Consider the following 14,055-nt stretch of genomic DNA (forward strand, 5'->3'; position numbering starts at 1 on the left):
CGGCTCGCGGCCCGCGCTGGTGCCCGCGACGGGCGGTGTGTCCGCCGGTCTGGGCCGGATCGCCGCCGCGATCATGGAATGTGCGGCGGACGGCTCGTGGGAGCGGCTCAAGGCATGTCAGGAGGACACCTGCCGATGGGCGTTCATGGACACCTCCAAGAACCGATCCCGGGCATGGTGCTCGATGCGGGTGTGCGGCAACCGCACCAAGACCCGCGCCTACCGTGCCCGCAGGCGCGCCGGCTCCGAGGGCGACCTCTAACCTGGGGTCGACCCCGACGAGAGGACCCCTGACGAGATGGCCGACGTGGGCGTACGTCCTGCCCGCCGCGAGGACGCCGACGCGATCGCACGCGTCCAGGTGCGGGCGTGGCTCGCGAGCTACCAGGAGATCGTGCCGACGGCGGCGCTGGCGGAGCTGACCGGCCCGCAGGCGATGGAGACGTGGCGGGAGCGATGGGCCGAGGCCGTCACCGCACCGCCGAGCCCGCGCCACCGGCTGCTGGTCGCGGTCGAGGAGGACGTGGTGACGGGCTTCGCCGCACACGCCCCCGCCGAGGATCCCGACCACGACCCCGCGACCTCCGCCGAACTCGTGACCCTGCTCGTCGACCCCGATCACGGCCGGGCCGGGCACGGCAGCCGCCTGCTGGCCGCCACGGTCGACCTGCTGCGCGAGGACGACTTCACCATCCTGCTGACCTGGGTCTTCGAGGCCGACGAACCCTTGCGCGGGTTCTTCGTCTCGGCCGGCTGGGCCCCTGACGGCGCACTGCGCACTCTCGACATGGGCGCCCCGGTGAACATGATCCGTATGCACACCGACATCTCGCCGGGGTGACATGACGGGCCGGTGAGGGGCGTCAGTGACCCACCGTTATGTTTGAGCTCTACCCACCGAGGGTTCCGCACGCTGCTGCCAGGATGTCCATGTCTTCCCCTTCCACCGCCTTCCCGCCCTACGCGGCCGACTCCGGCACCAGACGCGGACGCTGGCTCGGCACGGTGATCATGAGCCTCGGCGTGTCTCTGATCGTCGTCGACGCGACCATCGTCAACGTCCTGATCCCGGGCATCGTGGCCGAACTACGTCTCGACACCACCGACGCGGAGTGGATCACCTCGGTCTACTCGCTGGTGTTCGCCGCGCTGCTCATCCCGTTCGGCCGGGCCGGGGACCTGTTCGGGCGACGGCGGATGTTCATCCTCGGCACAGTGATCTTCATGCTCGCCAGCCTGTTCATCGCCTCGGCGGGCTCGGCGACGGCACTGATCGGGGCGCGGGCGCTCCAGGGTCTCGGCGCTTCCATGATCATGCCTGCCACGCTCTCGACCGTGAACTCGATGTTCACCGGACGGGACCGCGCGGTCGCCTTCGGCATCTGGGGTTCCCTCATCAGCGGCATGGCGGCGCTCGGGCCGCTGCTCGGCGGCGGGCTGGCGAACTCGTTCGGCTGGCGCTGGGCTTTCGCGGTCAACCTGCCGATCGGCCTGCTGCTCGTGATCGGCGCGCTGAGGTTCGTACCCGAGACCCGGGTCGCCTCCGCAGTGCGGGGCGTCGACTGGACGGGCGGGGTGCTCGCGGCGCTCGGCCTCGGCGCGCTGGCGTGCGGGTTGATCGAGGGCCAGTCGTACGGCTGGTGGCTCTCGACCCGGCCCTTCGCCATGGGACCGCTGGACTGGCCGCCGGGCGGCCTGTCGCCGATTCCCGTCGTGCTGGCCCTGGGCGTGGTCCTGATCTCGGCTCTGGTCGTCGTTGAAAGGATCCGGGCCCGTGCCGGGCGCCCGGTCATGCTCGATCTCGAGCTGTTCCGCATTTCCGGCTTCCGCTGGGGCAACGCCGTCTCGGCCCTCATCAGCTCCGGTGAGCTCGGGCTGCTGTTCGTACTACCGCTGTTCCTGCTGAACGTGCATGACGACTCCCCGCTGCAGATCAGCGTGGCGATCGTCCCGCTCGCCGTGGGCGCGCTGCTCGCCGGTCCCTTCGCCGGGCGGCTGTCGCACCGCTACGGCCCTCCGCGCGTCGTGCGGATCGGCGTGGCGCTGGAGGTCGCCGCGGTGCTGGCGATCGCCGTCACCCTCGACGCCGGCACGACCGGGCTGCGGCTCGCGCCCTGGATGCTGGCGTACGGCATCGGGCTGGGGCTGACGTCGGCACAGCTGACCAACGTCTCGCTGGCCGACGTTCCGACCGCCCAGTCCGGTCAGGCCTCCGGCACCCAGTCCACCGCCCGGCAGATCGGCTCGGCGCTGGGCATCGCGATCATCGGCACGGTGTTCGCCACCAGCCTGAGCCACACGATGCTCGACCGCCTGCAGGACACCCCCGTACCGCAGGAGCAGCGCGCGGCACTCGCCCAGCAGCTGCGCAGCAGCGCGGGGACCTCCGCCCGTGACCTGCGGCACCGGCCCGGCGCGTCGGCTCCGGAGAATGCGCCGGCCGCGCGGGCGGCGGCCGAGAGCCTGGCCGTCGCCACCCGGCGCGGTGCCCTCGCGACGGCTGCCATTCTGGGCTTGGGGCTGCTGATGACGCTGCGGCTCGGCCGGTCCGGTGTGAGCACCGAGAAGCGGCATCCGCAAGAATCCTCGCCATGACCCTGTCTCGGAACGGAAGGTAACCGGTGGCAAGCCTCGCACAGTGGATCGCCGGGTCCCGGCCTCGCACCCTGCCCGCGTCCATCGTGCCGGTGCTCGTCGGCACCGGTGTCGCGCTCGGGAACGACGGAGCCGTCTGGTGGCGGGCCGTGGTGGCCGCGTTCGTGGCCCTCGTTCTGCAGATCGGTGTCAACTTCGCCAACGACTACAGCGACGGAGTTCGCGGCACCGACGAGGACCGGGTCGGCCCGCTGCGGTTGGTCGGCTCCGGCGTCGCCGCGCCGAGGCACGTGCTGGCCGCCGCCCTCGGCTGTTTCCTCGCCGCCGCCGTGGCCGGGCTGGCGCTCGCCGCCGTCACGACCTGGTGGCTGCTACTCGTCGGGGCGGCCGCGATCCTGGCGGCGTGGTTCTACACCGGCGGCTCGCGGCCGTACGGCTACCGAGCTCTGGGTGAGATCTCGGTCTTCGTGTTCTTCGGCCTTGTGGCGGTCGTCGGCACCGCCTACGTGCAGCTCGAGGGTGTGCCCTGGGAGACCTGGGTGGCGGCGGTGCCCATCGGACTGCTCGCCTGCGGGCTGCTGGTCGCCAACAACCTCAGGGACATTCCCACCGACGAGCTCGCGGGCAAGCGGACCCTGGCCGTCCTGCTGGGCGACCAGCGGACGCGGCTGCTCTACGCGGCCTGTACCGCCCTCCCGTTCACGATCGTCCTCGCCCTGGCCGCGCCGCACCCATGGGTCCTCGTCGCGCTGCTGGCCGCCCCGTTGTCGGTCCCGCCCACGCAGCGGGTGCTGGGCGGCGCCAAGGGCCCCGAACTGATCGCCGTACTCGGCGAGACCGGCCGGCTGCAGATCGCCTTCGGCGCCCTTCTCGCCCTCGGCCTGGCCCTCTGACACGAGTCCGGGCGACCTCCGCTACGTGCCCGGGCAATCCATGACGCGGGTCTTCATCTCGGTCGAGCCGTCGACGTCGTAGTCCTGCGCCAGCCCGGTCTCGTGCAGTCGCCCCTGCTGCTCGTCGCGGATCTTGAACGGCCCGATGTCCACCTTCCCGTCGTCGCCGGCCTTCTTGTTCCAGTCGTATCCGTCGTGTACGTGAACGCGATAGTGCATGGTGAGCGTCGGGCCCGCCCCTGGCCGGCCGGAGGGCACGGCGGTGATGTAACCGGAGGCGCTGTGATAGATACCGCCCAGCGCGTAATACCAATCCTCGCTGTCATTCTTCTCGATGTAGAACAGCTCCCAGCGCCCCTGGAATGACTTGTTGAAAGGCCTGCCGCCGTTCGCCGCGAAGGCCTCCGAGAACTCCCTACAGTAATCAGCGTCTATGGTCGGCAGATAATAGCCGTCCACCATGGTGGCAAAGTCCCTCATGTCATCCATCAGCTCGTCCGGGTCCACCTTCACCGGCTTACCGGTGCCGTCGAGATAGTGGCGCATGTAGGCGGCGGCGTGCGGTAGGCCTTTCAACTTGGCGCCCCCCACAAGTGCATAGAGCGCCTCCTCGTACGCGCGATCCTTGGCGTTGGGGGAAATGCTCCGGTACTTCCCCGAACCGCTGCGCGGCGGCACCGGAAGGTGCCCGGGGTCGACGCCCTCGACACCCTGCCGCATCGGACCCATGATCGTGAAGTTCTCGGCGGCACTCGGCGACCTGCAGGAGTCCGGATACTCGTCCTTGGCGCGCCGATCGTTGGCGATGCCGCGCCCATCGCAGTCGGCCGCCGGACTCGCGCCGGGCGCCTGCCTCAGCACACCGCCCATGAGCCCCGGTGGAACCGGCCGCACGCTCCCCGGGCCGAGGTCCGTCGACCGGGCTCGCGGCCTGTTCGCGGTCCGGCCGGCGGCACAGTCGGCGCCGTGGGCGACTCGGCACACCGCCTTGTCCACGTTGCGCCCCACCGCTCCGGCGATGCCACTGCCACCGATCCCGGCGGCCACCCCCGCGATGAGAAGGATCACCGCCAGGTGCGAGATCGCACCCTCACCCGCATCGCCGCTCACGGCCCTCGTCGTCGACACTCTCACGTGGGCAGTCTCTCGGGCACGAGGGTGCCCGTCACAGGGCCTGGAGACCCTCACCCGGGCCCAGGACGGAAGCGGCGTCGCCTGATGGTCAGACCGTTTCCGGGGTCGCTCGGGGCTCCCCCGATCCCACCGCGCCTCTGGCACGTCCGCCGAGTTCGCCCCTCGGCGCCCTCCCACCGTGATGAAACTGTGATCTTCGCCCTCTGGCCAGCGACTTTACCTGGAAGTAACTTACTCGCAGGTAATCAGCGGTGTGACCCAGAGCACACAGGCGCGCGCTGCTTCACCCCCTTCTCCCCCCAGGAGGGACCATGCCTCGCGTCCGAAGACTCCGCTCTCTCCCCCTCGCCGTCGCCGCAATCCTGATCTCCGGTCTCCTGCTCGTGTTCGCCGCCCCCGCCCACGCCGACGCGATCGCCGACGCCAAGGCCCTGGCCGCCCCGGGCGTGCCGGGTGCCAACAACTGGTCCTGCAGACCCGGCGCCGCCCACCCACGCCCGGTGGTGCTCGTGCACGGCACGTTCGCCAACGGGTCCGTCAACTGGCCCGTGGCGGCCCCCGCCTTCGCCGGACGCGGTTACTGTGTCTTCGCCCTGACCTACGGCGCGGTGCCCGGCGTCCCGGTCCTGCGCGCCATCGCACCCGTGCCCGACTCGGCCGCGCAACTGGCCACGTTCGTCCGGGGCGTCCTCACCGCCACCGGTGCCTCCGAGGTCGACATCGTCGGCCACTCGCAGGGCGGCATGATGCCCCGCTACTACCTGAAGTTCCTCGGCGGCGCCGCAAAGGTGCACACCCTCGTCGGCCTCGCCCCGTCCAACCACGGCACCACGCTCAGCGGTCTCGCGACGCTCGCCGCGGCCTGGCCCGGCGCGCTCGGCATCGTCGCGACCGCCTGCCCCTCCTGCGCCGACCAGGTCGTCGGGTCGCCGCTGCTCACCAGGCTCAACGCGAGCGGCGACACGGTGGCGGGCGTCGACTACACGGTCATCGCCACCAGGTACGACGGGATCGTCACCCCGTACCGCTCGCAGTTCCTCAGCGGACCGAACGTGCGCAACGTGACCCTGCAGGATCTCTGCGCGGTCGACTTCTCCGAGCACGCCCTCATCGCATTCGACCGGATAGCGCTGCACGAGGTGCTCAACGCCCTCGATCCGGCGAACGCCACCCCGACGAACTGCTTCTCTCACGTCTAGCCGAAGTGATCAAGGATCGCATCACTTCGCGCCACCGCGATCCTTGATCATCTCATCGTCGCAGCGCGTCAGTGGGACGATCGGCGACGGCGTCTCGCGGTGCCGAAGACGCCGCGGGTGATCTCCCTGCCGAGGGTGCTCGCCATCGAGCGGGCGAACGACCTCACCGCCTGCGAGCCGAGCACCTGCCCGATGACATCCGGCTCAGGACGGGGCGCGGTGCGCGGACGCCGGCGCGGCTCGGCGGTGGCCGGCTCGGGAGCGGCCTCGGCGGCGGCCTGGCCCACCCTGGCAGTGAGCATCTCGTACGCCGACTCCCGGTCGACCGGCTGGGCGTATTTCGCGTGCAGCGGCGACGACTCGACCGTCCGCCGCACCAACGCCGGGTCAGAGGGGGCCATCAGGCTCTGCGGGCACTGCAACCGTGTCCACGCGACCGGCGTCGGCACGCCCTTGTCGGATAGGACGGTCACCACCGCCTCGCCGATGCCGAGCCGGGTGAGCACCTCTTCTAGGTGGTAACACGACTTCGGGAACGTCGAGACCGTGGCCTTCAACGCCTTGGCGTCGTCCGGCGTGAACGCCCGCAGTGCGTGCTGCACCCGGCTGCCGAGCTGGGCGAGCACGTCCGCGGGCACGTCCTTCGGCGTCTGGGTGACGAAGAAGACGCCCACTCCCTTCGACCGGATGAGCCGCACGGTCTGTGTGATCGACTGCAGGAACGTCTTCGACGCGCCGGTGAAGAGCAGATGGGCCTCGTCGAAGAAGAACACGAGCCTGGGCTTGTCCGGATCACCGACCTCGGGCAGGTCCTCGAACAGCTCGGCCAGCAACCACATGAGAAACGTCGAGAACATGTGCGGGCGGTCCTGCAGCGAGGGCAGTTCCAGGCACGAGATGACCCCACGGCCGTCCGGAGCCTTGCGCAGCAGGTCGGCGGGGTCGAACGCGGGCTCACCGAAGAACCTGTCGGCACCCTGCCCTTCGAGGGCCAGCAGGCCGCGCAGCAGGACTCCCGCCGTCTGCTTCGACAACCCGCCCAGCGCGGCGAGCGCCTCCTTGCCCTGGTCGCCGGTCAGGTGCTCGATGACCGCGCGAAGGTCCTTCAGGTCGAGCAGCGGCAGACCGTTCCTGTCGGCGAACATGAAGACCAGGCCGAGCGAGGATTCCTGGGTGGCGTTCAGCTCGAGCACCTTGGCGAGCAGTGTGGGGCCGAACGAGGTGATGGTCGCGCGCACCGGGATTCCCGTTCCCTCTCCGCCGAGGGCGTAGAACTCGACCGGGTAGGCGGTCGGCCGCCACGTCTGGCCGATCGCCGACGTGCGGCCGGCGATCCTGTCTGCCGGCTCCCCCGCCGTGGCGAGACCGGAGAGGTCGCCCTTGACGTCGGCCAGGAACACCGGCACTCCCTGCGCCGACACCTGCTCGGCCATGCTCTGGAGGGTCTTGGTCTTTCCGGTGCCGGTGGCGCCCGCTACAAGCCCATGCCGGTTGAGCATGCCGAGCGGAACGCGGATCTGGGCGGCCGCCACAGGTTCGCCGTCCACGACGAGGGCACCGAAATCCATCGTCGGCCCATCGAACGTGTAACCGGCTGCGACACTGGAGACGATGTTGCCCGTTGCGGCCATGAGGCTCCCCCGATCACTCTGACCAGGACATTCCCCAGCCTTTCGGGCTTACGCCTCACCTTCCCTCGGATCCCGCGCCACCGGCCGGAAGGCGTGACGCGGACGCGCCATTCCCGTCCATCACGGCACCACGCCGGCTACGTCGTCAGCGACCAGTCGATCTCGGCCAGACCGACGTCGGTGAGAGCCTTGTTGACGGCGCCGAACGGGCGGGTGCCGAAGAACTTCTTGGCACTCAGCGGGCTCGGGTGAGCGGACTCGATCACCACGTGCTGCGGTGCTGTCACGAGTCTCGCCTTCTTGCGCGCGTAGGCGCCCCAGAGCACGAACACCACCCGGCTGTCCTTGGCGTTGAGGGCCTCGATCGCGGTGTCGGTGAACTCCTCCCAGCCCTTTCCGGCATGTGAGCCCGCCTCGCCCTCACGGACGGTCAGCACCGCGTTGAGCAGCAGTACCCCCTGGTCGGCCCATGGCGTCAGGTCGCCGCTGGACGACACGGGCACGCCGAGATCCGATTCGAGTTCCTTGTAGATGTTGCGCAGCGACGGCGGCTTGCGCACGCCGTCGCGGACGCTGAAGCTCAGCCCGTGCGCCTGACCGGCCCCGTGGTAGGGGTCCTGGCCGAGAATCAGCACCCGGGCGTCGTCGTAGGAGCAGTGCCGGAAGGCGTTGAACAGATCCGCGCGGGGCGGGAACACGGTCTGCGTGTCGTACTCTCCCGCGACGAAGGCGCCGAGCGTCGCGACCGCGAGCGGGTCGAGCAGCGGGTCGAGGCGTGCGCGCCAGTCGTCCGGCAGCAACTCCAGCAGATCGAGGGACATCTCCAGGCCTCCGCGGCGGTGTTCGATGGGGTTCGGTGGGGTTCGGTAGGAATCGCATGCGTACGTGCTGAACAGCACGCACCATAGTGCCCGCCTCCGACAGACCGTGCGGGCAATCGCAAGATCACCACGGCGGGAGGTCGGCCCGGAGTCCCGTGCCTGCGGCTCCGGCCCCACCACGCCACCACTCTCGCGGCCCTGCCGAAGAGCGCTCGCGATTACCCAGACAAATGCGATGATGAATGGCCATATTATCTGGCATATGCCTACTTATTCTGTCGGGAGGGTCGCACAGTTGCTCGGGGTCAGTCCCGACACCGTGCGGCGCTGGGCGGACGCGGGGCGCCTCCCGACTCGCCGTGACGAGCAGGACCACCGCGTCGTCGACGGTCGTGATCTGGCCGCCTTCGCGGTGCGTCTCGGCCAGGATGCCGCCGGCCCCGAGACACCGCACCTCACCTCGGCCCGCAACACCTTCCCCGGCATCGTCACCCGGGTGGTCAAGGACGGGATCATCGCGCAGGTGGAGATCCAGGCGGGACCGCACAGAGTGGTCTCGCTGCTCACCTCCGAGGCCGTGGACGAACTCGGCCTCTCCGAAGGCGTCGAGGCGGTGGCGCGGGTGAAGTCCACCAACGTCACCGTGGACCTGCCTTGAGACTTCCGGCGGCCGTCCTTCCTGCCGTGCTGGCCGTCGTGACCGTCGTGACGGGCTGCGGCGGCTCCTCGGGTCCCACGACCCTCACCGTGCTGGCGGCCTCGTCGCTGACCGACGCCTTCCCCGAGCTCGGCCGGGCTTACCAGGCGTCCCACAAGAACGTGCGGATCCGCTTCTCCTTCGCGGGCTCGCAGGAACTCGCGACGAGGGTGAAGGATGGCGGCGGCGCCGCCGACGCCCCTGCCGACGTCATCGCCACCGCGGACGCCCCCACCATGGACACGGTGGCGAAGTACGTCGACCGGTCGAGTCGGCGGGTGATCGCCTACAACTCCCTCACGATCGCCGTCGCCCCGGGCAACCCGCGCCGGATCCGAGGACCGGCCGACCTGAGCCGGCCGCGGCTGCGCGTCGTGCTGGCCGCGGCGAACGTGCCCGCGGGCCGCTACTCGGGGCAGGTCCTCGCCAAGGCGGGCGTCACCGTGCGGCCCGCGTCCGAGGAGATCGACGTCCGATCCGTGCTCACGCGGGTGCGGACCGGCGAGGCCGACGCGGGCATCGTCTACATCACCGACCTGAGATCGGCCGGCCGGGCCGCGAGCAGCGTGCCGATTCCGGCCGCGCACAACGTCAGGGCGAGCTATCCGGCGGCGGTCATCGACGACGGCGACCACAAGGAGGCCTCGACCGCCTTCGTGACCTGGCTCGGCTCCGCCGCCGCCAAGGCCGTGCTCGGCGAACACGGGTTCATCACCCCGTGACCGGTCTCGCCGCCCGGCGTGAACGCGCCGGTCGGCGATCGGCTGAGCGGCTAGGCCACGGAGGTCGCCGTCGCGTCGCGGCCGCCGGCATCGCAGGCCGATAGACCGTCCCCAACCTGGCCCACGTCATGGCGGTGCGTCACCGGCGAACCATGCCAAAGATATGAGCGGCAAGCGATAAGTCCTCTCCATTGGTTAATAGAGCCATTTGTCCTGTGATCGACCATGGCTGACTCACCACACATGGTGCTGTCACACGAGTGGTCAGGAGGACTCATGGCCCACCCCCCGCTGTCCAGACTCTCGACGTGGATGCGCCGAGGCGTCGCCATCGGCGCCACCGCTGCGCTGGCCCTCATGTGGGCGGGACCCGCCCAGGCGGCGGACGGCACCATCCGCTCCGCCGACGGCGCCGAGTTCGTGCCGGGAAGCTTCATCGTCGTCCTCAAGGACGGCTCGGCCTCCCGTTCCGCGGTCGGCTCGAACGCGCGGTCGCTCACGGCTCGCCATGGCGGCGCCGTCACCCAGACGTTCGGCTCGGCGCTCCGCGGCTTCGCGGTCACGTCCACCGATGCACAGGCTCGCCGGCTCGCCGGTGACACCCGGGTGGCGTTCGTACAGCGCAACCTCATCCACCGGGCCACCGCCACCCAGCCCAACCCGCCGTCATGGGGCCTGGACCGCATCGACCAGCGCAACCTGCCGCTGAACCAGGCCTACGACTACGCGACCACCGCCGCCGGCGTCCGGGCCTATGTGATCGACACCGGCATCCGGACCACCCACTCCGACTTCGGCGGCCGGGCGTCCATCGGCTACGACGCCGTCGGTGACGGTCAGAACGGGCAGGACTGCAACGGCCACGGCACGCACGTCGCCGGCACGGTCGGCGGCACCGGCTTCGGCGTCGCCAAGGGAGTCGACCTCGTCGGGGTGCGCGTGCTCAACTGCCAGGGCTCCGGCACGACGGCCCAGGTCGCCGCGGGCATCGACTGGGTCACCGCCAACGCGCAGAAGCCGGCCGTCGCGAACATGAGCCTCGGCGGTGGGGCCGACACCGCGCTCGACAACGCCGTCGTACGGTCCATCGGCTCCGGCGTCTCGTACGCCATCGCCGCCGGCAACGGGTTCCTCGGGCTGTTCCCCCAGAACGCCTGCAGCACCTCCCCCGCGCGGGTCCCCGCCGCCATCACCGTCTCGGTGACCAACAACACCGACACCAAGGCGTCGTGGGGCAACTACGGCACCTGTGTCGACCTTTTCGCCCCCGGTATCAACATCACCTCGGCGTGGAACACCAATGACACCGCGACCAACACGATCAGCGGCACGTCGATGTCCACCCCGCATGTCGCCGGAGCCGCCGCCCTGTATCTCGCCGGGCATCCGAACGCGACCCCCCAGGAGGTCCGCGACGCCATCGTGAACAACGCCACCAACGGCGTCGTCAAGAGCCCCGGCAGCGGGTCACCCAACAAGCTGCTCTACACCTCTGGACTCTGATCCCGGTCGGTGCGGCCCGGTCACCGATGCCCGGTGGCCGGGCCCGCACCGCCTCTCGCCGGTGATCAGCGCCGCACACGACCGCGTACGGCGAGCAGCGCGAGCCCGAAGAGGACCGGCCCCGTGAAGCGCAGGACCAGTTCGGTCCACTCGCCCGCAGGGGTCAGGTCCTGTTCGGGACCGCGCAGGAGCGAGGTCGCGGCGCGCAGGCTGAAACGCACCGAATCGGAGTAGGTCATCTGCGCGTCCGGAGGGTAACCCCAGACGGCGAACGCCGCTGCGGCCAGCGCGATGACGACGCCCATCGCGGCGAACGCCCGTGAGGCGCGCAGCCCGTAGCCCGAGACCATCCAGTACAGCCACAGCAGCAGATGCTCTCCCCGCGCAGCGAGCCAGCCCGGCCACCAGCGGTCCCTGCGCCGGCTCCGTGCCAGCAGGAACTGCCCCAGCCTGCGCATCTCCATCTCACCGTAGTAGAAGTCGCCCGCACCGATCTCGTCCTTGGCCTCGACGCACCCCCTCCGCAGAGCGCGGTAGACCTGCTCCACCTCGGCGGCGCTCTCGGGGGCCGCCACCGGCGCGGGACCGGCGGGCGGCTCCCAGCGACGGCGACCCAGCCGGGGCGCCGATGCCCACGTCCCCCGCAGGAGATGCTCGTCCCAGACGATGGATCGGCGCGCCGTGAAGACGCGCGGTGGCGCGATGTCGAAGGTGCTGTACCCCTCGATGCGCATCCGGTCGAGATTGTGCACGCCGGCCAGCCTGCATCGCCAGAGCCTCGCGTACGAGACGGTGAGCACACCGGCGTCGGTGCCGGTGAGCGACATGATCTCGGGCCAGTGGTCGCGGTCGTCAGGGTCCTGGGTCCCGATGAACGAGGCGCCGCCCAGCTCGGCGTCGGTGAAGTGCACCCGTGCGCCGTGCGCGAGGAGCCGGACACCGGACAGATAACGCGTGCGTTCACAGTTCACCTCCCCGGTCCGGACATCGATCCGCACCCGCCGATGGAAACTCGCGTGGGTGAGGTCGACGGATCCCGCGGTGAACGGGCCGAGGACACTGGCGTTCTCGAAGGTCGCCCGATGGAGCATCAGTCGACCTTCCACGACGGCGTCCTCGAGCAGCGGGCCGTCCGCGAAGGCCGCGCCGTTGAAGTGCGCCGTGCCTTCGACTCGCACGCCGCGGAGGTTGGCGAACGCGACGGTGGCCTGGTAGAAATCCGCGTCGGCCGCGAAACGCGCGCCGGTGAAAAAGACCCGCCCCTCGAACACCGCGCCGGCGAAGTCCGCCTTCCCGTGGAACACGGCACCGGCGAAGTCCGCCCTGCCGTGGAACACGGCACCGGCGAAATCGGCCTTGTCGTGGAACACGGCACCGGCGAAATCCGCCGTGCCCGTGAAGACACAGCCGGAGAAGTCGGCCTGCCCCTCGAAGACCCGCTCGCGGAAGTCCGCGTCGGGAATGGTGTCGCCCGCGCGGACGACATCACTGACGAACCTGCGATCTTCAGAGGGCACTCGGGAACGCTAGAGCGCCGCGTCGCCACGGGCAAGGGCGCGGGCGCAGATCGGCTTTCCGGGCCGGACATCCCGGTCGGCTCACCTCGCAACTCCACGGCCGGATGAGCCGTTCTCGGTACGCTGGGGACGTACCAGCCCTACGACGACCGGAGCTGATCGTGAGGGAGGAGTCACAGCCTGTGAGCATCGCCGCAGTCGCCCATCACCACCACGCGCTGCCGGACACGCCGCACAAGAGGCCGCTCATCTGCTGCCGCACCAGGCCGGGCTGGTCATGGAGGTCACTTCACGGTGGAACGCCGGAGACGACCGGCAGCCGTCGCTCAGACGCTCGGCGGCGACCAAGTGGAACGGCTACGCGCAGGTCGAGATCCCGTACTACCTTCTGGTCGACCGCGACCCCATGCGGGCGCAGGTCATCCTCTACGCCAATCCGGACCGAGCCGCCGGCGCCTACGCGCATCTCCAGTCATGGGAGTTCGGCGAGACGGTGCGGCTGCCGGAGCCGTTCGGCGTCGTGATCGCAACCGACGACTGGGAGCCCTGGCGGTGACCGGCCGCTCGGCCGTACCCGCCTAGTCCAAGCCGAGCAGGGGCTCGATGCCGACGGTCAGCCGGTCCGGCAGCCCCGCCACACTGCGCACGCCGAGCAGCACACCCGGCATGAACGACTCCCGGTTCATCGAGTCGTGCCGGATGGTGAGCGTCTCACCGTGCCCGCCGAGCAGCACCTCCTGGTGAGCGATCAGCCCCGACAGCCGAACGGCGTGCACCCGCACCCCGCCGACGTCGGCGCCCCGGGCGCCGGCCAGTTCGGACGTCGTGGCGTCGGGTGAGGGCGCCGTACCCGCCTTGCCACGCGCCTCGGCGACGAGTTCGGCGGTGCGGAAGGCGGTGCCGCTCGGCGCGTCGGCCTTGTTCGGGTGGTGCAGCTCGACGATCTCGACCGAGTCGAAGAAGGGCGCTGCCTTCTGTGCGAAGTGCATCATCAGCACCGCGCCGATCCCGAAGTTCGCCCCGATGAGCACGTTGCCGCCCTCATGTGCGGCCAGCCGCTCGCGTACGGCGTCGAGCCGCTCCGGGCCGAAGCCCGAGGTGCCCACGACCGTGTGCAGCCCCTGCTCGACGCACCAGCGCAGATTGTCCATGACCACGTCAGGGTGGGTGAAATCGACCACGGCGTCGGCCGAGGCCAGCGGTGCGCGGTCGTCCCCGGCGTCGACACCGGCGACGAGTTCCATGTCCTCGGCGGCCTCGACCGCACGGCAGACCTCGGCGCCCATCCGCCCCTTGGCGCCCAGCACCCCGACCTTGATCACTATCGCGTCCTTCCTCACGGC

14 protein-coding genes are annotated in these 14,055 nt (G+C 70.3%); 9 read left to right on the top strand and 5 right to left on the bottom strand.

The window, feature by feature from the left end; all coding sequences use genetic code 11:
* From HKK72_RS27575 to HKK72_RS27590, 4 genes are all read left to right on the top strand, one after another.
* Nucleotides 1-262 (top strand): CGNR zinc finger domain-containing protein (locus HKK72_RS27575; protein WP_187237354.1); only part of this gene is annotated, 262 nt, incomplete at its 5' end.
* Between the two features lie 36 nt (nt 263-298).
* Nucleotides 299-841 (top strand): GNAT family N-acetyltransferase, encoded by a 543-nt coding sequence (locus HKK72_RS27580; protein WP_187237355.1) that lies wholly within the window; start codon nt 299-301, stop codon nt 839-841.
* An 89-nt stretch (nt 842-930) separates the two neighbouring features.
* Entirely contained in the window at nt 931-2,595 is a 1,665-nt protein-coding gene (locus tag HKK72_RS27585; RefSeq protein ID WP_187237356.1) for an MFS transporter, read from the top strand.
* Nucleotides 2,596-2,621: 26 nt separating this feature from the next.
* Complete coding sequence (locus tag HKK72_RS27590; protein WP_187237357.1) at nt 2,622-3,488, top strand: 1,4-dihydroxy-2-naphthoate polyprenyltransferase; 867 nt, start codon at nt 2,622-2,624, stop codon at nt 3,486-3,488.
* A 21-nt stretch (nt 3,489-3,509) separates the two neighbouring features.
* Here the strand turns inward: HKK72_RS27590 and HKK72_RS27595 are convergent, their stop codons facing one another.
* Nucleotides 3,510-4,358, bottom strand: coding sequence for a hypothetical protein (locus HKK72_RS27595; RefSeq protein WP_187237358.1), 849 nt, complete (start codon nt 4,356-4,358; stop codon nt 3,510-3,512).
* 575 nt (nt 4,359-4,933) lie between these two features.
* Between HKK72_RS27595 and HKK72_RS27600 the strand changes: the two genes are divergently transcribed.
* Nucleotides 4,934-5,821, top strand: coding sequence for an esterase/lipase family protein (locus tag HKK72_RS27600; protein ID WP_187237359.1), 888 nt, complete (start codon nt 4,934-4,936; stop codon nt 5,819-5,821).
* Between the two features lie 68 nt (nt 5,822-5,889).
* Here HKK72_RS27600 and HKK72_RS27605 read toward each other — a convergent pair whose 3' ends face one another.
* Together HKK72_RS27605 and HKK72_RS27610 are read right to left on the bottom strand one after the other, a co-directional pair.
* Entirely contained in the window at nt 5,890-7,452 is a 1,563-nt protein-coding gene (locus tag HKK72_RS27605) for a helicase HerA-like domain-containing protein (RefSeq protein WP_187237360.1), read from the bottom strand.
* A gap of 137 nt (nt 7,453-7,589) precedes the next feature.
* Entirely contained in the window at nt 7,590-8,273 is a 684-nt protein-coding gene (locus tag HKK72_RS27610) for a uracil-DNA glycosylase (RefSeq protein ID WP_187237361.1), read from the bottom strand.
* Between the two features lie 262 nt (nt 8,274-8,535).
* Between HKK72_RS27610 and HKK72_RS27615 the strand changes: the two genes are divergently transcribed.
* The 3 genes from HKK72_RS27615 (at nt 8,536) to HKK72_RS27625 (ending at nt 11,195) form a co-directional block, all read left to right on the top strand.
* Complete coding sequence (locus HKK72_RS27615; RefSeq protein ID WP_187237362.1) at nt 8,536-8,931, top strand: molybdopterin-binding protein; 396 nt, start codon at nt 8,536-8,538, stop codon at nt 8,929-8,931.
* The gene (modA, locus tag HKK72_RS27620) at nt 8,928-9,692 is read left to right on the top strand and encodes a molybdate ABC transporter substrate-binding protein (RefSeq protein WP_187237363.1); all 765 of its coding nucleotides are present in this window, start codon (nt 8,928-8,930) and stop codon (nt 9,690-9,692) included. Before HKK72_RS27615 ends, modA begins: the two co-directional genes overlap by 4 nt.
* 276 nt (nt 9,693-9,968) lie before the next feature.
* A complete protein-coding gene (locus HKK72_RS27625) occupies nt 9,969-11,195 on the top strand; it encodes a S8 family peptidase (RefSeq protein WP_261987253.1) in 1,227 nt (408 codons plus the stop codon).
* A gap of 65 nt (nt 11,196-11,260) precedes the next feature.
* Here the strand turns inward: HKK72_RS27625 and HKK72_RS27630 are convergent, their stop codons facing one another.
* Nucleotides 11,261-12,712: a pentapeptide repeat-containing protein gene (locus tag HKK72_RS27630; protein WP_187237364.1), complete on the bottom strand. Its 1,452-nt coding sequence runs from the start codon at nt 12,710-12,712 to the stop codon at nt 11,261-11,263.
* 277 nt (nt 12,713-12,989) lie between these two features.
* On the opposite strand from HKK72_RS27630, the gene HKK72_RS27635 reads away from it, so the two are divergent.
* Nucleotides 12,990-13,268 carry a Uma2 family endonuclease gene (locus HKK72_RS27635; RefSeq protein ID WP_187237365.1) on the top strand — a complete coding sequence of 93 codons (279 nt, stop codon included), beginning with the start codon at nt 12,990-12,992 and terminating at the stop codon, nt 13,266-13,268.
* A 22-nt stretch (nt 13,269-13,290) separates the two neighbouring features.
* On the opposite strand, the gene dapB is transcribed toward HKK72_RS27635, so the two are convergent.
* On the bottom strand, nt 13,291-14,034 hold the full coding sequence (gene dapB / locus HKK72_RS27640; protein WP_187237366.1) for a 4-hydroxy-tetrahydrodipicolinate reductase: 744 nt from the start codon (nt 14,032-14,034) through the stop codon (nt 13,291-13,293).
* Between the last annotated feature and the right edge of the window lie 21 nt (nt 14,035-14,055).

It is taken from the genome of Actinomadura sp. HBU206391, from assembly GCF_014323665.1.
Classification (GTDB): Bacteria; Actinomycetota; Actinomycetes; order Streptosporangiales; family Streptosporangiaceae; genus Actinomadura_C.